Annotated in this window: 26 protein-coding genes; 7 read left to right on the plus strand and 19 right to left on the minus strand. The window is 65.8% G+C overall.

Annotation, left to right across the window (positions count from 1 at the left end):
- Window positions 1-165: 165 nt before the first annotated feature.
- From RhoFasB10_RS12150 to RhoFasB10_RS12185, 8 genes are all read right to left on the minus strand, one after another.
- Entirely contained in the window at window positions 166-1,428 is a 1,263-nt protein-coding gene (locus RhoFasB10_RS12150; RefSeq protein ID WP_068427388.1) for an ABC transporter permease, read from the minus strand.
- Window positions 1,425-2,669: an ABC transporter permease gene (locus tag RhoFasB10_RS12155; RefSeq protein WP_206030825.1), complete on the minus strand. Its 1,245-nt coding sequence runs from the start codon at window positions 2,667-2,669 to the stop codon at window positions 1,425-1,427. Before RhoFasB10_RS12155 ends, RhoFasB10_RS12150 begins: the two co-directional genes overlap by 4 nt.
- On the minus strand, window positions 2,662-4,161 hold the full coding sequence (locus tag RhoFasB10_RS12160; protein ID WP_068427387.1) for an ABC transporter ATP-binding protein: 1,500 nt from the start codon (window positions 4,159-4,161) through the stop codon (window positions 2,662-2,664). The genes RhoFasB10_RS12155 and RhoFasB10_RS12160 overlap by 8 nt, the downstream gene beginning before the upstream one ends.
- A gap of 14 nt (window positions 4,162-4,175) precedes the next feature.
- Window positions 4,176-5,273, minus strand: a complete 1,098-nt coding sequence (locus RhoFasB10_RS12165) for a BMP family ABC transporter substrate-binding protein (RefSeq protein ID WP_240931051.1) — start codon at window positions 5,271-5,273, stop codon at window positions 4,176-4,178.
- A 112-nt stretch (window positions 5,274-5,385) separates the two neighbouring features.
- A complete protein-coding gene (locus RhoFasB10_RS12170) occupies window positions 5,386-5,886 on the minus strand; it encodes a YbjN domain-containing protein (protein WP_068427382.1) in 501 nt (166 codons plus the stop codon).
- Window positions 5,883-7,223: a D-inositol-3-phosphate glycosyltransferase gene (gene mshA / locus RhoFasB10_RS12175; protein ID WP_346764383.1), complete on the minus strand. Its 1,341-nt coding sequence runs from the start codon at window positions 7,221-7,223 to the stop codon at window positions 5,883-5,885. Before mshA ends, RhoFasB10_RS12170 begins: the two co-directional genes overlap by 4 nt.
- A 33-nt stretch (window positions 7,224-7,256) precedes the next feature.
- Window positions 7,257-8,093: an alpha/beta hydrolase gene (locus tag RhoFasB10_RS12180; RefSeq protein WP_068427477.1), complete on the minus strand. Its 837-nt coding sequence runs from the start codon at window positions 8,091-8,093 to the stop codon at window positions 7,257-7,259.
- Window positions 8,094-8,124: 31 nt separating this feature from the next.
- On the minus strand, window positions 8,125-9,288 hold the full coding sequence (locus RhoFasB10_RS12185) for an ROK family protein (RefSeq protein ID WP_240931059.1): 1,164 nt from the start codon (window positions 9,286-9,288) through the stop codon (window positions 8,125-8,127).
- Window positions 9,289-9,703: 415 nt separating this feature from the next.
- On the opposite strand from RhoFasB10_RS12185, the gene RhoFasB10_RS12190 reads away from it, so the two are divergent.
- Window positions 9,704-10,459 (plus strand): SDR family NAD(P)-dependent oxidoreductase, encoded by a 756-nt coding sequence (locus tag RhoFasB10_RS12190; protein WP_068427378.1) that lies wholly within the window; start codon window positions 9,704-9,706, stop codon window positions 10,457-10,459.
- A gap of 60 nt (window positions 10,460-10,519) precedes the next feature.
- Here the strand turns inward: RhoFasB10_RS12190 and RhoFasB10_RS12195 are convergent, their stop codons facing one another.
- The 3 genes from RhoFasB10_RS12195 to RhoFasB10_RS12205 form a co-directional block, all read right to left on the minus strand.
- Window positions 10,520-11,716 carry an Ig-like domain-containing protein gene (locus tag RhoFasB10_RS12195; RefSeq protein WP_217266263.1) on the minus strand — a complete coding sequence of 399 codons (1,197 nt, stop codon included), beginning with the start codon at window positions 11,714-11,716 and terminating at the stop codon, window positions 10,520-10,522.
- A gap of 144 nt (window positions 11,717-11,860) precedes the next feature.
- Window positions 11,861-13,411: an MBL fold metallo-hydrolase gene (locus tag RhoFasB10_RS12200; protein ID WP_167676542.1), complete on the minus strand. Its 1,551-nt coding sequence runs from the start codon at window positions 13,409-13,411 to the stop codon at window positions 11,861-11,863.
- A 72-nt stretch (window positions 13,412-13,483) separates the two neighbouring features.
- A complete protein-coding gene (locus RhoFasB10_RS12205; protein ID WP_206030827.1) occupies window positions 13,484-14,539 on the minus strand; it encodes a UDP-N-acetylmuramate dehydrogenase in 1,056 nt (351 codons plus the stop codon).
- On the opposite strand from RhoFasB10_RS12205, the gene RhoFasB10_RS12210 reads away from it, so the two are divergent.
- From RhoFasB10_RS12210 to RhoFasB10_RS12220, 3 genes are read left to right on the plus strand one after another with little or no spacing between them, the layout of a single operon-like run.
- Complete coding sequence (locus tag RhoFasB10_RS12210; RefSeq protein WP_114328113.1) at window positions 14,526-15,029, plus strand: DUF2505 domain-containing protein; 504 nt, start codon at window positions 14,526-14,528, stop codon at window positions 15,027-15,029. The genes RhoFasB10_RS12205 and RhoFasB10_RS12210 overlap by 14 nt on opposite strands.
- Before the next feature lie 37 nt (window positions 15,030-15,066).
- Window positions 15,067-15,573: a DUF2505 domain-containing protein gene (locus RhoFasB10_RS12215; protein ID WP_167676544.1), complete on the plus strand. Its 507-nt coding sequence runs from the start codon at window positions 15,067-15,069 to the stop codon at window positions 15,571-15,573.
- A complete protein-coding gene (locus RhoFasB10_RS12220) occupies window positions 15,557-16,348 on the plus strand; it encodes a class I SAM-dependent methyltransferase (RefSeq protein WP_206030828.1) in 792 nt (263 codons plus the stop codon). The genes RhoFasB10_RS12215 and RhoFasB10_RS12220 overlap by 17 nt, the downstream gene beginning before the upstream one ends.
- 14 nt (window positions 16,349-16,362) lie before the next feature.
- Here the strand turns inward: RhoFasB10_RS12220 and RhoFasB10_RS12225 are convergent, their stop codons facing one another.
- Window positions 16,363-16,947 carry a hypothetical protein gene (locus RhoFasB10_RS12225; RefSeq protein WP_068427366.1) on the minus strand — a complete coding sequence of 195 codons (585 nt, stop codon included), beginning with the start codon at window positions 16,945-16,947 and terminating at the stop codon, window positions 16,363-16,365.
- Window positions 16,948-17,057: 110 nt separating this feature from the next.
- On the opposite strand from RhoFasB10_RS12225, the gene RhoFasB10_RS12230 reads away from it, so the two are divergent.
- On the plus strand, window positions 17,058-17,795 hold the full coding sequence (locus RhoFasB10_RS12230) for a DUF2993 domain-containing protein (protein ID WP_068427472.1): 738 nt from the start codon (window positions 17,058-17,060) through the stop codon (window positions 17,793-17,795).
- A 14-nt stretch (window positions 17,796-17,809) separates the two neighbouring features.
- Here the strand turns inward: RhoFasB10_RS12230 and deoC are convergent, their stop codons facing one another.
- Entirely contained in the window at window positions 17,810-18,466 is a 657-nt protein-coding gene (gene deoC, locus RhoFasB10_RS12235) for a deoxyribose-phosphate aldolase (protein WP_167676545.1), read from the minus strand.
- 43 nt (window positions 18,467-18,509) lie between these two features.
- Between deoC and RhoFasB10_RS12240 the strand changes: the two genes are divergently transcribed.
- Window positions 18,510-19,358 (plus strand): class I SAM-dependent methyltransferase, encoded by an 849-nt coding sequence (locus tag RhoFasB10_RS12240; protein ID WP_167676546.1) that lies wholly within the window; start codon window positions 18,510-18,512, stop codon window positions 19,356-19,358.
- A 12-nt stretch (window positions 19,359-19,370) separates the two neighbouring features.
- A complete protein-coding gene (gene purU, locus RhoFasB10_RS12245) occupies window positions 19,371-20,258 on the plus strand; it encodes a formyltetrahydrofolate deformylase (protein WP_167676547.1) in 888 nt (295 codons plus the stop codon).
- 70 nt (window positions 20,259-20,328) lie between these two features.
- On the opposite strand, the gene RhoFasB10_RS12250 is transcribed toward purU, so the two are convergent.
- The 6 genes from RhoFasB10_RS12250 to RhoFasB10_RS12275 form a co-directional block, all read right to left on the minus strand.
- A complete protein-coding gene (locus RhoFasB10_RS12250; protein WP_167676548.1) occupies window positions 20,329-21,366 on the minus strand; it encodes an alpha/beta hydrolase in 1,038 nt (345 codons plus the stop codon).
- A 17-nt stretch (window positions 21,367-21,383) separates the two neighbouring features.
- Window positions 21,384-22,127, minus strand: a complete 744-nt coding sequence (locus RhoFasB10_RS12255) for a MerR family transcriptional regulator (RefSeq protein WP_167676549.1) — start codon at window positions 22,125-22,127, stop codon at window positions 21,384-21,386.
- Window positions 22,128-22,185: 58 nt separating this feature from the next.
- Window positions 22,186-22,488 (minus strand): DUF2516 family protein, encoded by a 303-nt coding sequence (locus tag RhoFasB10_RS12260; RefSeq protein ID WP_068429553.1) that lies wholly within the window; start codon window positions 22,486-22,488, stop codon window positions 22,186-22,188.
- Window positions 22,489-22,612: 124 nt separating this feature from the next.
- Window positions 22,613-23,398, minus strand: coding sequence for a heparin-binding hemagglutinin (locus tag RhoFasB10_RS12265; RefSeq protein WP_068429555.1), 786 nt, complete (start codon window positions 23,396-23,398; stop codon window positions 22,613-22,615).
- Complete coding sequence (locus RhoFasB10_RS12270) at window positions 23,391-23,948, minus strand: helix-turn-helix transcriptional regulator (RefSeq protein ID WP_084423902.1); 558 nt, start codon at window positions 23,946-23,948, stop codon at window positions 23,391-23,393. Before RhoFasB10_RS12270 ends, RhoFasB10_RS12265 begins: the two co-directional genes overlap by 8 nt.
- A gap of 107 nt (window positions 23,949-24,055) precedes the next feature.
- Window positions 24,056-25,324 (minus strand): DUF445 domain-containing protein, encoded by a 1,269-nt coding sequence (locus RhoFasB10_RS12275; protein WP_167676551.1) that lies wholly within the window; start codon window positions 25,322-25,324, stop codon window positions 24,056-24,058.
- Window positions 25,325-25,389: the final 65 nt, after the last annotated feature.

The following is a 25,389-nucleotide window of genomic DNA, read 5'->3' on the forward strand; positions in this document are numbered from 1 at the left end:
AACAAACACGACAACAGGAGAAGATCCGTGTTCAACGATTTCCACAACAACTTCGTGCAGCCCTTCCAGCAGTGGGCACCGCACATTCCGGATTGGTTCGCCTGGTTGCGTTTCGGACGCTGATGCGCGAGTGACGGTGGGGCCCGTGCATGCGGGCCCCACCGCTCAGGACTTCACGTACGGCTTACCGGCCGCTGCCGGACCACGTACGTGTCCGACGAGTCCGGCGACCGCGAAGATCGTCACCACGTACGGCAACATCAACATGAACTCGCTCGGCACCGGCGAGCCGATGATTCCCAATACGTTCTGCAGATTCGACGCGAAACCGAACAGCAAGGCCGCCAACGTGGCTCGCACCGGATCCCATCGTCCGAAGATGACCGCGGCGAGGGCGATGTAGCCCGCACCTGCCGTCATCTCCTTGCCGAACGCGCCCACGGATCCGAGCGTGAAGTACGCGCCGCCCAGTCCCGCGATGGCGCCGGCGAGGCACACGTTCCAGAATCTCGTCCGCGCAACATCGATACCGACGGTGTCGGCGGCCTGCGGATGCTCGCCGACGGCACGTAGCCGCAGTCCCCACTTGGTGCGGAACAGACCGAACCAGACGAACGCGACGACGATGTACATCAGATAGACGATCAGCGTCTGCCGAAACAGCACCGGACCGATCACCGGGATCTGCGACAGCACCGGAATCTCGATGCGCCCGAATCGAGGTGGCGAGTTGAGCGCCTCGGTGTTCTTCGTGAGCACCACCGAGTACAGGAAACTCGTCAGCCCCACGACCAGCACGTTGAGCACGACGCCGACGATCACCTGGTTGACGAAGTACTTGATCGAGAACATCGCCAGCAGCGACGCGGTCAGCGCTCCTGCGACCAAAGCCGCGAGCAGCGCGACGTACGTCGACCCGGTGATCGAGGCGACGACAGCGCTGACGAACGCCCCCGACAGCAACTGCCCCTCGATGGCGATGTTGATGACACCGACGCGTTCGGAGATCACGCCGCCCATCGCACCGAAGATGAGGGGCGTGCTGAGCGCAACCGCTCCGATGAGCAAACCGGGCACCGGAACCGTTGCACCTGCAGCAGCCCACGTCAGGAATCCGACGACGAACAGCACCGCATAGACGCCGAGCAGCCAGAGCGGGGTCCTCGTGCGCTGCAGTGCATTCCACGTGGCATAGGCAGTGATCAGGGCGAGTACGACGAACACGGCGATTCCGGTTCCCGACGTCGGCAGCCCTACCGCCGGCAGTGCGAAGAAATCGTTCTCGCTCGCGAGGGCGAACGTCGTCGTACCCGACTTGCCACGAAACACGAAGAGCACCAACGCGAGAAGTGTGACGACGCCGAGGATGCCGGGCACCTTCCAGCTGCGGGCGGGCGCCAGAACGTCGGGTTCTTTCACGGTGGTCACAGTGCCGCCACCTTCGCGGTATCCGCCCGTGCCGCGACCTCGGCGCCCGGCGGTGGTAGTCGGAACACCGCTCGAACCAGCGGCGGCGCGGCGATGAACAGCACGATGACGGACTGCACGACGAGCACGATGTCGATCGGGATACCCTCGGCGGCCTGCATCGCGAAGCCACCTGCCTTGAACGCGCCGAACAGAATTCCGGCGAAGAACACGCCCCACGGCTTCGATCGGCCGAGCAGCGCGACGGTGATGGCGTCGAATCCGATTCCGGCGTCGATGTCCGCACCGAATCCGGTGGTGACCGTGCCCAACACCTGCGCGACGCCTGCGAGACCGACGAGAGCACCGGACAGCACCATCGCGTACAGGTACATCCGGTTGACGTCGATACCCGCAATCTTCGACGCGTGCGGATTCTCACCGACGGCACGGAACCGGAATCCGAGCGACGACCGCTCGAGCAACCACCAGACACCGACGGTGACGATCACGACCAGCAGGAATCCCAGATGCAACGAGTACCTGTCTCCGAACAGCTTGGGGAACACCGCCGTCGACTCCATCGCCGCCGTCTTCGGGTTGTTCTGGCCGGGCGCCTGCAGCGCGCCCGGGGTCCTGAGCAGGTAGGCGACGAGATAGAACGCGACGTAGTTCAGCATGATCGTCACGATCACCTCGTGAGCGCCGGTGCGCGCCTTCAGAACTCCGGCGATACCGCCCCACACCGCACCGCCGACGACGCCCGCGACGATCGCGAGGACGAGGTGCAGCCCGGCGGGAAGTTGCAGCGAGAACCCGACCCAGCCCGCGCATGCCGCGGCGATGAGCATCTGTCCGCGACCACCGATGTTGAACATGCCGACGCGAAACGCAAGCGCCACACCGAGACCGGCGACGATCAACGGTGTCGCGAACGTCAGTGTCTCGGTGAGCGGCTTGATTCCGTTCTCGAATCCCGGGCGTCGGAAGTTGTAGACCGATCCCTGGAACAGCGACGAATACGCGCCGGACACCGCATCCCAGATCGCGGTGAGCATGTCCGTCGGCCGCGCGAAGAAGTAGCCTGCGGACTCCTGCACCTGCTCGTCGGTGACGGCGATGAGCACGGCGCCGACCACGATCGCGAGCACGACCGCGAGCACGGAGATGATCGCGCTTCCGGTGAATATCTGCCGTAGGACCACGTGAGCACGCGACGGCTCCTGCGGCGCCTGCTTTTCCGACGCACCTGCGTCAGCCATGTTCTCCACCCATCATCAATCCCAGAACTTCGCGTGACGTGTCGGCCGGAACGATGCCGACGATCCGTCCGCGATACATGACGGCGATGCGATCGGCGAGTGCTGCGACCTCGTCGAGTTCGCTGGACACGACGATCACCGGCACGCCCGCGTCACGCGTCGCGACGATGCGTTTGTGCACGAACTCGATCGAGCCGACGTCGATACCACGCGTCGGCTGCGAGGCCACGAAAAGCCGCAGCTCCCTGCTCAATTCGCGGGCGAGCACGACCTTCTGCTGGTTACCGCCGGACAGCCGGCCGACGGCGGTGCCGATACTCGGGGTTCGTACGTCGAATTCCTCGACCTTCTCGGCGGCGAACGCGTCGAGGTAATCGCGGCGTATCGCACCGCGACGCACGAACGGCTCTCCGGTCGATCGGTCGAGCATCAGGTTCTCGGCGATCGAGAATTCGCCGACGAGCCCGTGAACGGTGCGATCCTCGGGAACGAATCCGACGCCCGCACCGAGTACGTCGTGGACCGACGACCCGACGAGCGAGACACCGTCGAGGACGATCTCGCCGGTGAGACGTTCACGGGCGCCGAGCAGCGCCTCGACGAACTCGCTCTGGCCGTTCCCCTGGACACCGGCGATCGCGAGAATCTCTCCGGACCGGACGTCGAGGCTGACGTCGTCGACCACCGTGTGGCCGCCGGCGTCGAAAACGGTCAGATTCTTGATCGACAGTGCAGCGTCGCCCGGCGTCGCGGGCGCCTTCGACACGGTCAGCTGCACGTCGCGACCGACCATGAGCGCGGCCAGTTCCGCATTCGACGCCGTGGGCTCGGCCTCGCCGACGACCTTGCCGAGCCGGATGACGGTGATCCGGTCGGCCACCTCGCGCACCTCGCGCAGCTTGTGCGTGATGAACACGATCGTGGTTCCCGACGCGGCGAGCTCGCGCATGATGCGCATGAGGTCGTCGGTTTCCTGCGGGGTGAGAACGGCCGTCGGCTCGTCGAACACGAGCACTTTCGCGTCGCGACTGAGGGCTTTGATGATCTCGACGCGCTGTTGCACGCCGACGGGGAGCTCGTCGACGCGCGCGTCGGGGTCGAGGTCGAACCCGAAGCGTCCCGATATCTCGCGGACGAGCGCGCGTGCCGCGTCGAGATCGAGACGTCCGCCGCTCCTGGTGGTCTCGTGGCCGAGGATGATGTTCTCGGCCACGGTGAACACCGGAATCAGCATGAAGTGCTGGTGCACCATGCCGATTCCGGCGTTCATGGCCTCGCCGGGTCCGGCGAAATGCTGCTCGACGCCGTCGAGCAGAATGTCACCCTCCTCGGCCCGATAGAGACCACTGAGCACGTTCATCAGCGTCGATTTGCCTGCGCCGTTCTCGCCGAGCAGGCAATGGATCTCGCCCGGCTCCACGACGAGGTCGATGGAATCGTTGGCGACGAGCGATCCGAAACGCTTGGTGATGCCGCGTAGTTCGAGCTTCATTGCTTACGTGGTACTTACTTGGGCGACGACGGCGACTCGACGGTGATGGAGCCGTCGACGATGCCTGCCTTGATCGCGTCGAGTTCGCCCTGCAGTGCCGGATCGACCTGCGACTCGTAGTCGTGGAACGGCGCGATGCCGACGCCGTCGTTCTCGAGCGTTCCGACGTAGGGCGCGTTGTCGAACGATCCCCCACCGGAATTCGCGACGACCTCGTCCACGCTGGGCTTGAGCCCCTTCGTGACCGACGTCAGCAGCAGGTCGCCGACCGACGGATCCGATTCGTAGACATCGGCGTCGGCGCCGATCAGGGCGATGGGACGCGACGAGTCACGGATGGCCTGCGCGGCACTCTGATAGATCGGGCCGCCGACCGGGAAGATGACGTCCGCGTTCTGGTCGATCAGGCCCTGCGCGGTGTTCTTGGCGACCGCGTTGGCCTCGAATCCGCCGGTGAACGAACCGTTCTGGGACGGAACGTCCCAACCGATGACGCGCACGTCGCGGTTCTTCTGCTGGTTGAAGTAGTTGACTCCGTCGGCGAAGCCGTCCATGAAGATGGTGACTGTCGGCAGCTGCGAACCACCGAACGTGCCGACGATGCCGGTCTTGGAGAAGCTGGCGGCGGCGTATCCCGCGAGGAATGCGGACTGCGCGGCGTCGTAGGTCAGCGGCTTGACGTTCGGCAGGTCGATCGACGAATCGTCGATGATCGCGAAATCGATGTCCGTGTTCGCCTCGGCGGCGGACTTGGTGGCGTCGGCGAGGTCGAAGCCGACGGTGAGGATCAGGTTGCAGCCCTGATCGATCAGGTTCGAGATGTTGGGGTTGTAGTCCGTCGGCGACGCCGACTCGACGGTGATCGGCTCGACACCGAGCGAGTCCGAGGCCTCGACCAGGCCTTCGTAGCCGAGCTGGTTGAACGACTTGTCGTCGAAGCCACCCGCGTCGGAGACCATGCACGGCTTGAAATCGCCAGAGGCACTCCCGCCTGAATCCGAGCCGCTGTCGTCGGGTGCTGAGCCACATCCGGCGACGAGTGCGACGGCACCGAGCGACGCGACGCCGCCGAATGCCAGTCTCCGAGTACGTGAACGGGTGCCGACGGTCAAGACTTCCTCCATGGATCGTGCAGTGCGGTGTTCGTTGCTATGTCTGATTCGGGACGCTACTCGCCGCCCGTCGCGTCCGCACCATTTCACATCCGACCCGAGACTTCGTCGGCTATTCCTCGATCAGGTGCTCGAACGCCTTCAGGTTCGCCAACGATTCCCCGCGCGACACACGCCACGCCCACTCACGTTTGATCGATTCCGCGAATCCGAGTTCGAGCAGAACGTTGAAGTCACCGTCGGCGGCTTCGAGTACTTGCCCCAGCACGCGGTCGATCTCGTCGCCCGTCACGGCGTGCGTCGAGATACGGCCGACCAGATAGATGTCGCCGATCTTGTCGATCGTGTAGTGCACGCCGTAGAGCCTGCGGTTGCGCCGAAGCAGATACTTGTACACGCCTTCGAAGTTCTCGTCGGGCTTACGGCACACGAACGCTTCGACGCGCACACCGTGGTTGCCGACGGTCAGCATCGTCGTCGTCTTCAGCTTGCGCTCGCCCGGGAGTTCGACGACGAACGAATTGTCGTCCTTGCGTTGATATTCGAGCTCCCGCTCCTTCAACATCGCATCGATCGATGCGGCGGTGTCCTTCGGCGACTGCGCTTCGCTCATGCCTTGACCACTCCTCGTCGTAGCTTCGACAGACCGCGCGTGCGGCGCGGCGAGAACTCGCTGGGCGCTTCACCCAAGGCGAAGTGGAACTGCGCGGCTCGATAACTCTCGAGCAGTCCCTCGGCCGTGTGCTCCCACGAGAATTCGGACGCGTGCCGAGGCGCGGCAGACGCCATGCGCGCCAACGCGTCTCGGTCGCGAAGCATGTCACCGAGCGCACGCGCCCAGTTGTCCGTCCGGTGCCCCTGCACCAGAACGCCCGTCTCACCGGACCGCACAGCCACCCCGAGTCCACCGACGTCGGCCGCGATGACCGGAGTGCCACACGCCTGCGCCTCGATCGCGACGAGGCCGAAGGATTCGTTGTAGCTCGGCACCGCAACGACATTCGCGGCCCGATAGATCTGCGCCAGCACGTTCGACGGCTGCGGCTGCAGGAACGTCACCCGGGTCGATATTCCGAGTTCGTCGGCGAGCTCGATGAGACTGTCCGGCCGGTCGAGCCCGCTCCCCGACGGACCGCCGACGACCAGAATGCGAAGTGGCAGTTCGGGTTCCCGCGCGCACAGTTCCGCCGCAGCCTTCAGCAACACGTCGGGCGCCTTCAACGGCTGGATCCGACCCACGAACGCGACGACGGTTTCACGTGGATCGATACCCAAGTGCGCTCGCGCCGCGAGCATGTCGCCCGGGTGATACTGATGCAGATCGGCGCCGGGAGCGACGACGTCGACCGCGTCGGCGGATGCACCGTAGATCTCGATGAGCTGCTTGGCTTCCTCGGAGGTGTTGGCGATCAGCCGATCCGCCTCCGCGACGACCTGCTGCTCACCGATCTGCCGAGCGGGCGGTTCGGGAGAATCGCCTGCCGCGAGCGACGCGTTCTTGACGGCCGCCAACGTATGAGCGGTGTGGACGAGCGGGACGCCCCACCTGTCGCGAGCCAGCCACCCGACCTGACCCGAGAGCCAGTAATGAGAGTGAACGAGGTCGTAGTAACCGGCGTCGTGACGCGCTTCCTCGCGCAGAACACCTGCGGCGAACGCGCAGAGCTGCGTCGGGAGATCCTGCTTGTCGAGGCCCTCGAACGGCCCGGCGACGATGTTGCGCACCAGCACACCCGGCGCCGCTTCGCGCACCGGCTCGTCGGACGACGACGTCGCGCGGGTGAAGATCTCGACCTGCACACCGCGTTTCGCCAGCTCCTTGGCCGACTGCAGCACGTACACGTTCATGCCGCCCGCGTCGCCCATACCGGGCTGCGCCAGCGGGGACGTATGCAGCGACAGCACGGCAACCCGGTTCAGCTGGCGTCCACTCACCGCTCCAGTCTGCACGCCTCCACAGTACGGTCGTCCACAGACCCCGCGTTACAGCCCGTCCACGAAGGCCGAGACATCGCTCAGGAACCGTTCGGGGTCGGCGACGAACGGGCCGTGGTCGACCCCGTCCCAGTAGGACTCCGTCACCGTCGGTATCAGCGACGCAGCGTGACGGCCGGCGGAAACGTCGACGACGGTGTCCTCCGTACCGTGCAGCACGAGGGCGGGCACGTCCAGGGTGCGCAGCAGTTCGTCGTTCGACGCGGCGCGGTCGAACAGCGCGGCCCGCACCCGAGGCGGCGTCGCGAGCGTCAGCCCGAACAGCGCCTGCGCCTGCGCACCCTTCCCGTCGACCGGGCCGGTCAGAGCGTTGCCGAAACTGCCCAACGCGCGAATCGCGACCCGCGGTTCCTCGGCCATCGCGTCGGGAATCGCTGCCCGCATGGACGTCCCGACGCGGCCGCCCTTCTCACCCCGCCCGATGCTCGTGATCGCGCCGACGAGGACGATGCCGGACACGGCGTCGGTGCCGTGCACGGAGAGGTAGTCGCAGATGACGAGCCCGCCGTACGACCAGCCGAGAAGAACGGCGTCGGACGTGATTCCTTCCGCGGTCAGTACGGCGTCGACGTCGCCCGCCCAGATCTTCGAGTCGTCGTAGCCACTCGTCGGTGCGTCCGAGTAGCCGTGACCGCGGAGGTCGACGGCGATGACCCGGTACGTCGCGGCCAGCTCGGTGAGCACCGAATCGCCCCAGCAGGCCGACGACTGCGCCCACCCGTGCAGCAGCACGAGCGGTCGGCCCGATGGTGCGCCCGACACGCGGTAGACGATGTTGGTCCCGTCGATTCCGGTGGCCTGACGCACCGGTCCTCTCGTTGCCATGGTCGACATCATGACAGTGAGGTCCGTCGGATCAGGCAGCGGCACGTCTCATCGATGCGAGCGGATCCGAGTACACCGAGCTGAGCGAGACGACCGCCGCCGCGTACTCCTGGACCTTGTTCCCGAAGCCGGTGACTCGAATGTCCTTGCGCGGCAACGTCGAGGTGCGTCCGAACGCTTCGGCGACGTACGGCAGACCGGCCTCGTACTCGGTGAACGCCTGGCCCCCGAGCACGACGCGATCCGGGTTGAACAGATCGCGCAGCAGACCCACGGTGCGGCCGAGGATCTCCGCACGTTCGACGAGAATGTCCCGCGCACCTGCCGAACCGTCGTGCGCCGCCCGGTACAGACCGGCGACGGAGGCACCGGGAGCGAGCACTCCGCGTTCGATCGCTGCGGCGAGCACCGCGCGATCGCTGACGGATGCTTCGAGGCATCCGCGATTCCCGCACGCGCACAGCGCATTCGAGCCGGTGGGCAGATGCGCGATGGAACCGGGACCGGTCGACGGCGTGTGCACACGACCGTCGATCGTCAACGCGATACCGGCGGTTTCACGCGCATAGAAGAACAGGCTCGTCCCCGTCGGCGCGGCGTCGGCTCGGGCGGGCGTCAGCAACAGCTCCGACGCGGCCATCGCCTCGACGTGACCGGACACCGAGACCGGCAGACCCATTCCGCCGCCGACGATGGTGCCGACCTGCGCGTTCTCCCAGCCGAGGCGGGGATGGTCGACCGATCCGGTGGCCGCGTCGACACGCCCACCGAGCGCGACGCCGACCCACAGCGGGGTCCGACGGTGCCACCGAGCAGCGAATGCGGACGCACTGCGGGTGATCGCACGCAGCGCGACCTCGGCAGGCCCGCCCGGAGTGGGGATCTCGACCGCACCGAGAATGCGCCCGCGCAGATCACCGACGACGATGCCGGTGACGAGGGCGCCGATGTGGATGCCCACCGTCGAGAAGGGCTCGTGATTGACCTCGAACGGCACCCGCGGACGGCCGATCGCGCCCGACGTCGTCAGGTCGCCGCGTTCGCGGAGCAACCCTGCACCGAGCAGCGACGCCACCTGCCGGTTGACCGTGGCGATGCTCAAACCTGTTGCGCGAGCGGCTACGTCGCGCGAAATAGGACCGCGAGCCGACGCAAGGCGCAGCACCGACGCTGCGGGACTGTCGGCGATGCGCAGGTCGGGAGCGACGACCTGGACCCTGCTGTTCTGCGTCGGTCGCTGAGCACCGGGCGTGGAACGGGTACCCCGGCGAGACGCAGCGGGAGACGTTTTCGGAAGAGTGGCAAGTGACACGTGTTTCGTCCTCGGCAATAGACCCGTACGACAAGGAACGGGTGGTGCATGAATCGGTCAGAGCAGCGCAGAAACGAGAATGCGAGCACGCCGTCGCACAGAACTAGCGACGGACTCCGAAACCGAGACAACACAGTTCGCGAGGAAGCGGCAGCCGAGAACCCAGGGCAGCGGTCACGTACGTGACGCGCAGAGCGGGCGTGTGGCTGGCGGACATGAGCGCCAAATTAGCACTTCTGCGGCCGATCACCAATCCTCGCCCCGCGAGCGGCAGACGCCTGAGACTAGAATTCGGCACATGACATTGTCCGAACAAATCTCGTCCGACGCCCGTGTCGCCGTTGTCACCGGAGCCAGCTCGGGCATCGGTGAGGCCGCCGCTCGCCAACTGGCCGAGCAGGGCTACCACGTCGTGATCGGGGCGCGTCGCGTCGACCGCCTCGAGAAGCTCGCCGCCGAAATCGGTGGCACCGCACTGCAATTGGACGTCACCGACGAAGACTCCGTCGCAGCGTTCACCGCCGTGATTCCCCGCGTGCACGTGTTGATCAACAACGCGGGTGGCGCCAAGGGCCTCGCGCCCGTCATCGACGCCGACCTCGACGACTGGCGCTGGATGTGGGAGACCAACGTGCTCGGCACGCTGCGCGTCACGAAGGCTCTGCTGCCCAAGCTGATCGAATCGGGCGACGGCCTTGTGGTCACCATCACGTCGGTCGCGGCGTTCGAGGCATACGACAACGGCTCGGGCTACACGTCCGCGAAGCATGCTCAGGCGGTGCTGCACCGTACGTTGCGCGGTGAACTGCTCGGCAAGCCGGTGCGGCTCACCGAGATCGCGCCCGGTGCCGTCGAGACCGAATTCTCGCTCGTGCGTTTCGACGGCGACGAGTCCAAGGCCGACGCCGTCTACCAGGGCATCACGCCGCTGGTGGCCAAGGACATCGCCGAGGTCATCGGCTTCGTGGCGTCGCGCCCGTCGCACGTCAACCTCGACCAGATCATCATCAAGCCGCGGGATCAGGCCAGCCCGGGGCGGTTCCACCGGACGTAGGCGCCTTCGGCGCACGTGCGTGCGAATGTACAGCGGGCTGTACATTCGCACGCACGGGTGCTACGCCGCACCCATGGATTCCCAGGTCGGCCAGTCGATCGCCCAGTCGTACAGATCGCCGTCGGCAGCCGACAGGTCGATCGACGTTCCCGTCACCTCGACCGGATCCCCGTACATCGCCGTCCCGAAGTACTGCTGCGCATCCTCGGTCGACAGATTGATACACCCGTTCGTCACGTTCGACGCGCCCTGCACACCCGTCGTCAACGGGTTCGCGTGGATGAACTCACCGTTGTTGGAGATTCGCACCGCCCAGCGTTCGCGGACGTTCTCGTAGAACGGCGGGTTCGACATCAGGAAGTCCTCGTGCTTCTCGGTCACGACGTGGATGCCGCTGCGCGTGACGTTGCGCGTCTCGTTGCCCTCGCCGTAGCTGACCGGGATGTCCATGATGGTCTCGCCGTCGCGCACCACCTGCATGCGGTGACTGGTGGCCTCCGCCTTGACGATCTGACTGCGGCCGATGGTGAAGTCGAGGGTCACGTCGTCGGCACCGTAGGCACCGCCGCCGTAGTCGACCCCGTACAGGTTCGCCTGCACCGACACCGTCGTGCCCGGAGCCCAGTAGTTCGTCGGACGCCAGTGCACGCGCGAGCCGTTGTCGTCCGGGAACCACGCCCATGCACCGGGCGTAGGCGGGTTGGTCGTCACCGTCAACCGCTGTTCGACGGCCGCCTTGTTCTCGATCGACTGGTCGAACTGCAGAATGATCGGCGCTGCGATGCCGACCTCCTGGCCGTCGCCGATGTTCGTGCTCACCGACGTTCGACTGTCCGGTTCGACGGTCGTGAAGCTGCCTTCGACGTCGACGGTCTTGCCGTCGGTACCGACCGCTTCACCCGCCCACGTGTATTCCGATCCGTAACCGAGTGGCTCGGTGATCGTGTACGACGCCTTGTCCGGGGCCAGTGCGCCCTGGACGACCTTCCCGGAGGGGTTCGTCAGCGTGACCTCGTTCAGGGTTCCGTTCGCGACGGACACCGAAATCGGGGCGATCGGACTGACGTCCTCGGCCCCGTCGGTCGGGTTCTGAGTTACCTTCGCGACCGGCGGAGCCTCCGTCGTCGACGCGGCGCTTCCGGTGGATCCTCCGTCGGAACCGATGGTGCACCCTGCGACGAGCGCCGCCAGTGCCGCGATCGCTGTGATCAACCACAACAACCGAGTCCGATTTGTCCGTTCAACCTGCTCATGCACGTTTTCCAACGTACTCGGGGATTTTCCACGGATACGCATCGAGACGGGGGCTGCGGTCCGATTCACACCGAATTCACGGCTGCAACCGGACATTTCGCGCAAACAGTCGGCAAACGCACGCGCGTCGGCGTGACCAGCGCGGCGCTACAGCTTGGTCGACCGCAACTCGTGACCGCGCGACGTCAGACAACGACCCGTGTCGAGATTCCAGTCCCAGCCGTGCAGGTTGCACGTGAGTTTGTTGCCCTCGACGATGCCGAACTTGGACAGGTCGGCCTTCAGGTGCGGGCAGCGACGCTGAATCTCGTAGCCGTCCTTGACGATCGTGGCGCTGTCGTCGTGTGCCTCGGCGAACCAGCCGTCGGCGTACGCGATGCGCTCGTCCGTCAGGCATTTGAAGAACGTGTACAGGAACTCGTTGTACCCGCCGACCCGTCGAGCACGGAACCGGGTGGACAGAAAGATCGAGTTGACCCAGTCCGGTTCCTTGTCGCGCACGACGGTCCGCACCAGCTCCGCCGGGATCGTGAAGCTGTACCGGAACCGCTCCTTCAGCAGCGGCTCACGCACGATCCGCTTCGGAAAATCGAGTACGACGGTCTCTGCGCCGAGCATCAGCCCGACCGGGTAGCCGATGCCGTCGCAGATCTGATCGGTCTGAATCATGATGGGCTCGAACAACTCTCGCAGCGGTTCGAGCAGCGGTTCGCCGTCCGCCGACGCCCACGCCGCCTTCTCGGCCGCGATGACGCCTGCCTGACGCTGCGCGTAGTCCTCGATGTACTGCGCTTTGCCGGTGGTGAAGATGGCCTCGACTTCCGGGGTCGGGATCGGATGCTCGTGCGAGACGAGATCGCTGCCTTTGAACGTCGACGTCGTGCCCGGAATCTGCAGCAGTCCCTTGTCGTGTCCGTTGCGTCGCATCTGATCCAGGAAGACCATCTGGTCCGGGAAGATGTTGGACGGGTCGTCGTACACGTCGTTGAGGAACCGCAGTTCGTCGTCGAGGAAGCACGGCGGGCCCGCCGACGGCACGACCCACGTGGCACCGATCTGCTCGATGTACTGACGCGCACGGTCCATCTGACGCTGACGCTTCTGCTCGCCGAACGACTTCTTCGCGCGCTCGACCATGTCGTAGACCATCGGGTACCAGATGGCCCCGGAGTACTGCAGCATGTGGACGTCGACGTGCCCGAACTGTTCGGTCAGCACGTCGAGATCGACGGGACGGGCGTCGTTCATGTTGAACGCGACGGTCTCGCCGTCGGACACGACGAGTCCCGAGTCACCGATCGGACCGTCCGCGGGCGCACGCAGGGCGATGATCATGATGTCGAGATCGCCCTTGGGGCCGGACAGACGGTGCTTGACCGAGTCGGTCGTCTCGAAGAACTTGTGGAAGCCGAGCTTCTCGAGCTCGTGCTTCAGGTCCGGCACCGGGTAGTCCGGCAGCAGGACGGTCGCGTCCTTGTTGACGTGCTCGGCCAGGTTCTTCGGATCGAAGTGGTCCTTGTGCAGGTGCGAGACGTACAGGTAGTCGCAGTTTCCGAGCGCGTCCCAGTCGAGCTGCGAGTTGTCCGGGAACGGGAACCACGAGGTGAAGTAGGCAGGATTCACCCACGGGTCGCACAGGATGCTGCCCGCATCGGTCCGAATGTGGAACCCCGCGTGCCCGACGCTGGTGACCTGCACTGAAAACTCCTTACAACGCTGACGTACGAAGACTCCATGGTAGGCGCTCGAACCGACACGACCGCCCGGGAATCAGGCGAGCGAGCAGCCGACCAGATCGCATTCGGGCACGAGTGTGATCCCGAACTCTGCCTCGACCCCGTCGCGGATGTGCGACGCCAGCGCCATCACGTCGGCCGTCGTCGCGCCGCCGCGGTTGGTGATGGCGAGCACGTGTTTCGTGGACACCGCCGCGGTGCCGTTGCCGAACTCGGTGCCGTAGCCGTGTGCGAAGCCGGCGTTCTGGATGAGCCATGCGGCGTGGATCTTGATTCCCGACGGATCCGGGTACTGCGGAGCGCGCGACGCGCTCGAAGGCACCTCGGCCAGCACGGGATTCAGGAAGAAGGAGCCGACGCTCCACGTGTCGTGGTCGGACGCGTCGAGCACCATGCCCTTCTGGCGACGAAGATCGAGCACCGCCTCGCGCACGTCCTTGGCAGCGACGGTGTCCCCGATGGTGACGCCGAGCCGGTCCGCCAACCCCGCGTACCGCACGGGATCCGACGACCCCGAACGCCGCAGCCGCATCGTCGTGTCGAGGATGACGTACCGCGTCGAATGCTTGAAGACCGACTGACGGTGCAGCCCGAAGCCGCATTGCTCGGGAGCCCAAACCGACGTCTCGCCCGTCTCGCGGTCGTACACGGTCAACGACTCGAGCACGTCGGACGTGACGGTCCCGTACGCGCCGACGTTCTGCACCGGCGTCGCACCCGACAGACCGGGGATGCCCGACAGCGCTTCGAGACCGGCGAGGCCCTCGTCCAACGAACGGGCGACGACGCCGTCCCACCGCTCCCCAGCAGCGACCCACATCGCGTCGCCGTCGACCCTCACGCCCGACGTCTCGACCTTCACGACGAGGCCGTCGAAGCCGTCGTCGGAGACGACCAGGTTGGATCCACCGCCGACCAGCAGCACCGGGGTTCCCGACGCGTCGGCGTCACGCACGAGGGAGACGAGCTCGTCGGATGTCGACGCGACGGCGAATGCGCGAGCCGGGCCACCGACGCGCATCGTGGTGAGACCTGAAATTGCGGTAGGCACGGGAGCCCAGGGTACCCTCCCGCGTATGCCTCGCCCCATCGCGCACAGCGCGTCCGTTCCCGCATCTGTCGACAAGGTGCACGCCGCACTCGTCTCCGAGCAGTACTGGAAGGACCGCATCGCCGAGATCGGTGGACCCGGCGCCCAACTCGTCAGCGCCACCACGCTCAACGGCACCATCAGTGTCGTGATCTCGCAGTCGATCCCCGAGGAAGAACTGCCCGCCGCGGTCACCGCATTCAAGAAGGGGCCGCTCGTCATCGAGCGCACCGAGTCGTGGGGCCCGTTCGGCGGCAACCGTGCAGAGGGCAAATTCGGCGCGACGGTCGACGGCGCACCCGCGTCGATCTCCGGCACCACCCTTCTCGAGGGCGACGAGACGTCGTCGACAATGTCGCTGTCGGGAACGACCGAGGTCAAGATCCCGCTGTTCGGCAGCAAGATCGAGGCAATGATCAGCGAGCAGGTCCTTTCTCTGATCGACAACGAGCACGACTACACCGGCAACTGGATAGCGAAGAACCTGTAGCAGACCTACTCGGGAACTGCCGGTACCCTGGTCCGCTATGGCGCGCCGCATGAACTACTCAGCCCGGTTCACCTACTCCCCCGAGCAGGTGTACGCCGCTCTGTCCAGCCGCGATCACTGGGACGCTCGTATCGAGGAGATGAAGAAGTACTCCCACAACGAGCTGAAGAGCTTCGAGGTCACGAGCGACGGCATCGACGTCGTGATGCACCACATCATCCCGAGGACCGAACTGCCCGACATCGCGCAGACCGTGATGAAGAAGGACATGGTCATCACGCGCAACGTGCACTTCGATCCGTTCACGGCGGAGAACACCGAGGGCCACTACGACGCGTCCATTCCGGCCGGCCCCGGCAGCCTCAAGGGCACGACGTCGCTGTTCGCCACCGAGACCGGGTCGACGCTGCGCACCTCGTCCGAGGCCAAGGTGTTCCTGCCGTTCGTCGGCGGGAAGCTCGAACAGCTGATGCTGGTCAACCTGCGCGACCTCTGGCGCGGCGAGGGTGAAGTGACGGCCGACTGGCTTGCCCAGAACAACTAGCTCCGCCAAGCCACAGGGCGTCATCACCCGCGGCACCACCGGCATCAACCGACTCCGACGCAGCGATCGCTGGCTGACGCACAGCCCCCTGGTCCGGCGTGTCCTGACGGATGCGCCGGATCCGCTCGTCGTCGATCTCGGGTACGGCGCCCGCCCCGACACCACCCTCGAACTTGCCCGACGCCTTCGCACTGTCCGGCCCGATCTGCGCGTCACCGGTCTCGAGATCGACCCGGCCCGCGTCGTCGAACCGACCGAGAACGTGCACTTCGCGCGCGGCGGGTTCGAGCTGGCCGGCCTACGACCGAACCTCGTGCGCGCGTTCAACGTGCTGCGGCAGTATCCCGAGGACGCTGTTCCCGGCGCGTGGGCCCGCATCCTGTCCGCTCTCGCGCCCGGCGGCCTCCTGGTCGACGGAACCTGCGACGAGCTCGGGCGTCGCTGCGCGTGGGTTCTGCTCGACGCCGGGGGACCGCTGTCGCTGACGATCGCGTGGGATCCGTTCACCGTCGACAAGCCGTCGGACATCGCCGAGAGACTCCCGAAAGCGCTCATCCACCGCAACGTTCCCGGCGAGCCGATCCACGCGCTGCTGCAGGCCGCGGACCGAGCATGGTCGACGGCTTCTCCCCTCGCCCCCTTCGGTCCTCGGGTGCGGTGGCGCGCGGCGTTGGCCGGACTGAGTCGCGATGGTCTACCCGTCGTCGTGCATCGGCGTCGCATGCGCGACAACGTGCTGACGGTCCCGTGGGACTGTGTACGGCCGAACTCCTAGGTACAGGCCGATTTTCAGGTACAGGCGGACAACGCCAGTTCGACGCGCTCGGCCACCCGGTCGGTTCCGTTCGTGGCCTCGGCGTACAGCACCGACGGGTCGACGCGTCCGATCGCGACGGCATCGCCGACGACTTCGTCGAGCGTGATCTGCGAGATTCCGCCCGCGGCGAGGTCGAGGACCGTCCGCACCGGCGTCGTCATACGGAACGTGCCGGTGGACTCGATGTCGTGCGGTGTCAGCTGCAACCGGTGCACTGCGAGGCGCGTGTCCGCGAGGCGCAGATTGGTGTACGCCGACACGTGCACGAACTGCGGGTGCAGATGTCCGAACCCGTGCAACTCGGCGGCGCTCTGGTGCGAGATGACGGCGTCGCCGCCGAACCATGCGCACCACATCGCGAAGTGTTCGAGATCGTTGTGCGGCCAGTCCGACAACCTGCACAGGTTGCGTTCGACCTTCGTCCAGTCTCCCGCAACGATATTGGCGTGCATCGAGGCGTGTTCGTATCCGAGATCCTCGGCCTGTTCGATGGTGAAGTATCCGTCCTGACTCGCAGCCAGGCGACGCAATTCGAGGGCGCTCGGACGTGTGGTCATGCCGTCAAGAGTACGACAGCATGTGTTGCACATCACAAGATTCGATGCACTTCACCCTCCGCGCGGTGATTCACAGAGCTCTTTCAGAATTGTGCGGAAGACTGCTGCGAATGACACGAAGCAAAGCTCCTCTGATTGCGCTGCTCGTAGTTCTGGTACTCGTCGCGGCATTGCTGGGCGGCGAACTGTACTTCCGACAGCAGATCAAGTCGTGCCTGGCCGGACAGCTCGAAAGCGAGATCGGCAGTTCCGTCGACGTCGGCATCGGATGGAAGCCGGTGCTGCTGTCGCTCGTCGACAAGAAGGTCTCGTCGGTCACCGTCGACAGCAAGGACGCCCGGTTCGGCCCGGCCGAGGGCATGAACGTGCACGCCGAGGTCAACGACGTCGACCTCCAGCAGAACGGTGACAGCAACGGAACCATCGGCAGCTCGAGCGCCGACATCGACTGGTCCACCGACGGCATCGCCAAGACCCTGCAGTCGCAGGGCATCGGCGCGCTCGTGTCCGGGGTGACGGCGGATCAGTCGGCGGGCACGTTGTCGTTCGCCGTGGCAGGCCTCGCCCAGCTGACCGTCAAGCCGCAGATCAGCGGCGATCAGGTCCAGGTCGAGACCGTGAACGCGTCGATCCTGGGACTCGGCATTCCGACCGACCTCGTCGACAGCATCGTCGGCGTACTGACCGACAGCCTGCAGCAGTACCCGCTCGACATGAAGCCGACGTCGCTCACCGTCAGCGACAACGCGATCGATCTGCGACTCGAGGGCGGCCAGTACACGATGCCCGCCGCGCAGCCCGGTCAGACGGCCCCGCAGCAGCCGGAGGCGTGCAGCACGTTCACCTGACCGGGCCCCGAAAGTTAGGCCTCCAGACCGTCCAGCACGGCCCGCGTGCCGGACAGTCCGAGGCGCGTGGCACCCGCGTCGATCATCGCCAGGGCGGCATCCGTCGTTCGGATGCCGCCACTGGCCTTGACGCCCAACCGACCGCCGACGGTCTCGGCCATCAGCCGCACGGCCTCCACGCTCGCGCCTCCGGCCGGGTGGAACCCCGTCGACGTCTTGACGAAGTTCGCGCCCGCTCGTTCGGCGGCACGGCACGTCTCGACGATCGCCTCGTCCGACAGCGCGGCCGACTCGATGATCACCTTCAGCACCGGTGTCGGTCCGATCGCCTCACGGACGGTGAGAATGTCGGACAGCACCGCGTTGTAGTCGCCGGCAACAGCTGCGCCGACGTCGATGACCATGTCGATTTCCGTCGCACCCTGGTCGACGGCGAGGCGCGCCTCGGATCCCTTGACGAGCGAATGATGTTTGCCCGACGGGAATCCCGCGACAGCCGCGACGACGAGACCCTCCGCCCGGACGGGCAGCATCGACGGCGATACGCACACAGCGAGGACGCCGAGCTCCAGTCCTTCCGTGACGAGCGCGGCGACGTCGTCGGGCGTCGCTTCGGGCTTGAGCAACGTGTGATCGATCATGCGGGCCAGGGAAGCGCGAGTGACAGACATGAGACCACCCAACCACAGCGTCGCCCGCCCTAAGCTCGGGGACATGTCCCATTCTCGCGCGGCCGGAACCGCCGACACCTTCAACTCCACCAGCCGTGAATTCGATCTGATCACCCCTCTCGTCTGGGGTCCAGCAGGCCAAGCCCTGTCGTTCGCTCTGGATCTCGCGGCAGGTGAATCGGTGCTCGACGTCTGTGCAGGCACGGGCGCGTCGGCGATTCCCGCGGCGCAGGCGGTCGGTCCCGACGGCATCGTTCATGCCATCGATCTCGCCGACGACCTGCTCGAGGTGGGTCGCCTGAAGGCCACATCGGCCGCCCTGAGGAACATCGACTTCGTCTGCGCCGACGCCACCGAGTGGGAGGCTCCGAGCTCGATCGACGGCGGTTACGACGCCCTGGCCTGCAGTTACGGAATCTTCTTCCTTCCGGACATGGACATCACGTTCTCGCGCCTGGTGAGCGAAGTTCGGCTCGGCGGCCGCGTCGGCGTCACGGTCTGGCGCAAGGGCGCGGTCAAGGATTTCGGCGACGCCTACTTCGAGGTCATCGCTCGCCACTCCCCCGGCGACGGACACACCGGCCCGCTGTCGCGACAGGGATACGAGTCCAACCCGCTGCGCCGCATCGAGACCGCGGACACGCTCGCGGCGTGGCTCGAAGCACAGCGGTGCGAGTCGGTTCAGGTTCGGGAGCTGTCCAATCACGTCCCCGCCACCGAGGAGTTCGTCTGGAACCTCGTGCTGGGCAGCGGTTTTCGCGGCGCACTGGCCGACTTCGACGACGCGACCCGCGAGAGAGTCCGCACCGAGTTCCTCGAACTACTGACCGCTCGCGGCATCGATTCGGTCGATGCGACGACACTGGTGGCAACCGGGGTCAGGACCGCCTGAGAGAATCGACGCATGAGTTCAGCTGGTGTCGCCGACGACCGTCGGTACGTTCTGTCCCTCGGATGCCCCGACCGCACGGGCATCGTCGCCAAGATCTCGACGTTCCTCGCCGAGGTCGGCGGATGGATCGTCGAAGCCGCGTACCACGCCGATCCGGACACGGGATGGTTCTTCACTCGTCAGGCCGTGCGTGCGTCGTCCGTCGACATGAGCATCGAGGAACTGCGCGCCCGGTTCGAGTCCGTCGCAGCCGAGATCGGCCCGGAAACCGAATGGACACTGGAGGATTCGGGCCAACGCAAACGCGTCGTCATCCTCGTCAGCAAGGAAGCGCACTGCCTGCACGACCTGCTCGGGCGCGCAGCCGGAGGCGAACTCCCCGCCGAGGTCTCGGCTGTCATCGGCAACCACAAGTCACTCGAACCGGTCGCCCGCGCGCACGGCATCCGATTCCACCACGTCGAATTTCCGAAGGATCCGGCCGAGCGCGGACCGGCGTTCGACGAGGTTCGCGAGCTCGTCGATTCGTACGACCCGCACGCCGTCGTGCTCGCTCGGTTCATGCAGGTCCTGCCGGAAGAGCTGTGCGAGCACTGGGCGGGCAAGGCCCTCAACATTCATCACAGCTTCCTGCCGTCGTTCGTCGGCGCTCGCCCGTACCACCAGGCGTTCGCGCGCGGCGTGAAACTGATCGGCGCGACGTGCCACTACGTGACCGCCGAACTCGATGCGGGTCCGATCGTCGAACAGGACGTCATCCGCGTCGACCACTCCGACGAGGTCGCCGACATGGTCCGTCAGGGCCGTGACATCGAGAAGCTCGTGCTGTCCCGCGGGCTGCGCTGGCACCTCGAGGATCGTGTCCTCGTACACGGCAGGAAAACGGTGGTCTTCAGCTAGGGCGCTCCGCACCCGTGCGCGGATAGTTGGCCCAGGGGCCGACTATCCGCGCGCGGGTGGCGCAGCCGCACTACAGACTGCGCAACCGCAGGATCTCGGAGTTGACGTCGTCGATGGCCTCGACCGAGCTCATGTGTCCGACACCCGGGACTTCGATGTACTTGCTGAGGTGGTCGTGCGATTCCAACGCCTCGGCTAGCCGGCGGGCATGCACGGGTGGGGTCAGCCGGTCGGCCGTGCCCACGAGTACCGTCGTCGGCACGCTCATGTTGGCCAGCGCTTCGTAGATGTCGAGGTCGCTGAGCGCTGCGCCCCAGATCCCGCGGGTGCGCGGGGCACATTCGAGGACGATCTTCTCGCAGAACGCCACCTCGGCAGGCGTCGCACTCGGCGCCATCGAGACGTACTTGATCGCCTGACGCGTCACCGGCGACGGCCGAAGCGGCACCGCCGACTTCAGCACGACACGACCGACAGGCACCGGAACCCGCGGGAAGCGAGTCGGCAGCGGAATGACGGTCGTCTCGCGTACGAGACTGTCGGTCGCCGTGCTCGCCAAGAGCACCGCGCTGACGAGAGAGTCGACCTGATCGGGGTAGCGACCGGCCCATGCCATGACCGACATACCGCCCATGCTGTGGCCGACCAGTACGGCCTTGTTGTCCTCGGTGGCGGTCGCGGCGAGCACGTCGGCAAGGTCGTCGGCAAGGACATCCGGTCCGAGTAGCCTGGTCCCGACGTCGCTGCGTCCGTGACCACGCTGGTCGTACACGATCACCTTGTACTTCTCCGCGAACGCGTTGATCTGCGGCGCCCAGAAGTCGGCAGAGCACGTCCAGCCGTGGCTGAAGACGATCGGCTGCGCATCGTGATCGCCGTAGACCCGTACGTGCAGCTCGGCGCCGTCGTCGGTGACGACAGGAACGATGCGCGGTTCGAACGTGGGTACGTGGAGCAGTTCGTCGGGCTTCAACACCGCGCCCGCCTCCGACGGACCCTCGGCCGTCAGCCCGCTTCGACGACGAACCAGTACTGTCCCGATTCCTGCCGCTGCCGCAAGTCCTACGACTCCGACGAGTGCGCCTCGGGCAGCTCTCCGTGTGACCACGAACCGTCTCCTTCTTCTCAACTCGCCTGGCCGTCTGCCGGCCCTGCGCTTTCCCCGAACTTCGTGACGATGTCTTCCATGGTCAACGTGATCCGGCGGTCCATTGCTTCCGCGAACAACGCAGTGACCGTGCGGTGTGCGAGAGGACTCAATCTGTGGACCAGTTCGGCGACGTCCGCGACCGTACGAGCATCGGTGTCGAACGGATCTTGGCCGTCGGATACGAATCTGTCTGTGATCAACGCAACAAAGCGGCCTGCTACATCGTCGAGATCGCGTCGTACACCTTCGGCCTCGTCCAACATGTGAGCGACCGGAATACCGGCTTCGGCCAGCAGCCTCGCTGCCTCGACGAGCAGCGGATTGTCGATGCGGTAGGCATCGCCATCGGCGGCGATGACACCCAGCTCGACGCCGCGATGCAGGTCCGCGTCGGAGATGGCCCCGGCGAACATCGCATCCATGTCGGCCCGGCTCAGATGACGAACATCGCTGCCGACGCTTTTGACGCCGGTCAGCACGTCCTCGACGCGCATGCCGTACTGGGCCGCGGTCAGGAGCTCACTGATCGTCGCGAACGTGTAGCCACGGTCCAGCATGCTCGAGATGAGCGACAACCGAGCGAGGTGCGACTCGTTGTACCAGCCAGTCCGGCCTTCTCTACGCGGAGGCGGCAGCAGTCCACGATCCTGGTACACGCGCACGTTCCGCACACTGACACCGGCGCGACGCGCCAGATCGTCGACGCGATACTCGATCATGCGTAGACGATAAGCGTCGCCTCACCGAAACCATGCACGGACGCCCGTGCATGGGCTACTACCAGCGAGGACCGCGCTGAACGGCATCCACCTTGGGCCGGACGTCGACGAGGTAGACACACACCGCCACGACGCCGAGCAGCCCGATGAAGTTGATCGCGCCGAACAGGAACACAACCAGCAGAGCGACGATCAGAATGCCCAGCCAGACGGGCTTGGTGAGCTTGTCGACGGCCGTGAACGCATCGGGACGCTGACGAGCAGCGTGAAACACCGCGTACGCGGCACCGGCCAACGCGATGAGGCGAAGGACGAGAAGAATCAGACCGGTGAGACTGTCGACAGCTGGCACGTCGCCCATACTACGCAAAACGCCCCTCGCTCCGCTCGACCGCAGGCAAAACGCCCCTCGCTCCGCCCGCCCCCAGGCAAATCGCCCGTCACTCCCCCTCGAGAGTGACGGGCGATTCGGTGAGGCACCGGCGTCAGCTGGTGGTCTTCTTGGCCGGAGCCTTCTTGGCGGGTGCTGCGGTCTTCTTCGCAGCGGTCGCCGGGGTTGCCTTCTTGGCAGCAGGCGCGGTCTTCTTCAGCGGTGCGTCCTGGTTGGCGCGAGTCTTGGACTCGACCTTGCCCGCGACTCCGCTGACCTTCTGCGACGCGTCGGTAGCGGCTTCCTTCGCGTTGTCGCCTGCCTCGTCGATCTCCTCGGCCAGGTCCTCGGCGGTGTCGCGAACCTTGTCCGACGCGATGCCTGCGAGTGCGGCGGCACGCTCACCGACGGCGCGCGTCTGCGAGGCGACGGTACCCAGCGCCTGCTCGGTGAGGTCGACGACGTCGTTGGCGGCGGCGTTCGCACGGCCGAGGCCTTCTTCGACGGCCGGAGTCCGGCGGATGCGCTCGACGGTCTCCTCACCACGCTCGGCGAGAGACGTGTACAGATCGGAGGCGACCTTCAGGTACGCCTCGGCGACCTTGCGCAGTTCGTCCGGGGTGAAGCGTTCGCGCAGCTCGGCAATCTCGTCGGGAAGCTCGGCCGGCAGGTTCGCGAGGCGCTCGCGCAGGGATTCGACACCTTCGGTGACGTCTTCGGAGAAGTCCGCCAGGCGGGCACGCGCGGTGTCGACCCGGTCGGTCACCTCGGTGCCGCGGACCTCGGCCCGCGAGCGCACCTGAGCCACCACGTCGGCCACGGCTTGCACGACCGCGTCGCCTGCGCCGACAGCCGCATAGAGAGGCGTCTTGACGTTGTCTAGGTTCCTTGCATCAGTCATGGGGAAACTCCTGTATGGGTGATTCTGGTTCCGATTGCAGATCTGGTTCGGCCGACGCCCGGGTATCGACCGAGACGTCGTTCGCCGTGCGTGTTTGCTCGTTCTCGCGACGAAACGAGTCGTAGATCTCGATCAGCACGTGCTTCTGCCGTTCGGTGATCTCCGGGTCTCCGAGCAACGCATCTCGAACTGGACCGTGTGGTCGTTCCTCCAAGAACCCGGCCCGTACGTACAACGCTTCCGATGACACGCGCAGACCCTTGGCGATCTGCCCGAGCACCTCGGCGGATGGTTTGCGCAACCCTCGCTCGATCTGGCTCAGATACGGGTTGCTCACCCCCGCCCTCGACGCGAGTTGCCGCAGAGATACCTGCGCCGCTTCCCGCTGCGAGCGGATGTAACTACCGATGTCCGACGCGGCCGTACTGACGACGGTGGCGACCAGGTCGCCTGCCTCGGCCACGACATCGGTCGCCTCGGACACCTTGGCGACAATGCTCTGATTGTCGACGCGGGATTCGTCGCCCTGGGCTTCGTTGTCGGAATTCATGTTCACCGCTCGTTCCTGGCTCGAAACTTGTGGTTTCGGTGTACTGGGCCGACGTTACCCAAGGGTGCTAACTATTGCAAGCACTTCTGCTAGCGGCCGTGCGCGCACTAGAAGAGCAGATTCGATACCGAGTAGATGGCGAGACCGGCGATGGATCCGACGACGGTGCCGTTGATCCGGATGAACTGAAGATCGCGGCCGACTTGCAGTTCGATCTTGCGGCTGGCTTCGTCGGCGTCCCAGCGCGCGACGGTGTCCGTGATGATCGTGGTGATCTCGTCGGCGTAGTTCTTTGCGATGTGTCGGGCCCCGGCCTCCAGCCAACCGTCGACCTTGCCGCGCAGTTCGTGATCGTCGCGAATGCGTGCGCCCCAGCTCTGGATGTTCTCGCTGAACTTGCGACGCAGTGTGCTCGACGGGTCGTCGACGGATTCGACGATGAGCCTCTTCGCGACGTTCCAGGTGGCCGCGGCCAGCCCGGTGATTTCCTCACGTCCCATGATCTGAGCCTTGAGCGACTCGGCCTTCTCGATGGTCGCCGGGTCGTGCTGCAGGTCGTGGGCGTAGTCGACGAGAAACTTGTTGGCCGCCAACCGAATCTCGTGGTCGGGATTGGCTCGAATCTTCCACGTGAACTCGACGAGCTCCTTGTAGATCTTCTCGCCGAGCAGCGTATCGACGAACTTTGGCGACCACGTCGGGGAGTCACGCGAGACGACGCGATCGATCGTCTCCTGACTGCCGAGCGCCCACTGATGCGCGCGTTCGGCGAGCATGTCGATCAACGGCATCTGCCGGTTGTCGGCGATCAATTCCTCGAGCACGCGGCCGATCGGCGGACCCCACTGCGGATCGGCGAGTCGTCGCACGATGGTGTTGTCGATGATCTGCGTGATGTCCTCGTCGTTGAGCACCTCGACGACGCCGTGCAGAACCGTCGCGGATTCGGCGGCGACCCGTTCGGCGTTCTCGGGTTCGGCGAGCCAGGTGCCGAGCCGCAGCGGAATCTGCGCGGACTGCACCTTCTCCGACACCACGTCCGGCGCGAGGAAGTTGCTGCCGACGAACGACGACAGACTGGATCCGAGCTGGTCCTTCTTCTTCCTGATGATCGCCGTGTGCGGAATCGGAATCCCCAGCGGGTGCTTGAACAGCGCCGTCACGGCGAACCAGTCGGCGAGCGCACCGACCATGCCCGCTTCCGACGCCGCCCGCACGTACCCGACCCACTCGCCTGCGCCGCGCGATTCCTGCCAGCGGCATACCAGGTAGATCACCGTCGCGAACACGAGGAAGCCCGTCGCGACCGCCTTCATCTTGCGGAGGTCGCGACGTTTGGTCGCGTCGTCGAATTTCGTCAGCTGCACTCTCGCCATTGTGCCCTCGCCCCAGCGGAGCCGCGTCGACGTGGCGGATGCGTGGAACCATGGGCGGGCGCCTA

This window comes from Rhodococcus sp. B10, assembly GCF_011770055.1.
In the GTDB taxonomy this organism is placed as follows: Bacteria; Actinomycetota; Actinomycetes; order Mycobacteriales; family Mycobacteriaceae; genus Rhodococcoides; species Rhodococcoides kyotonensis_B.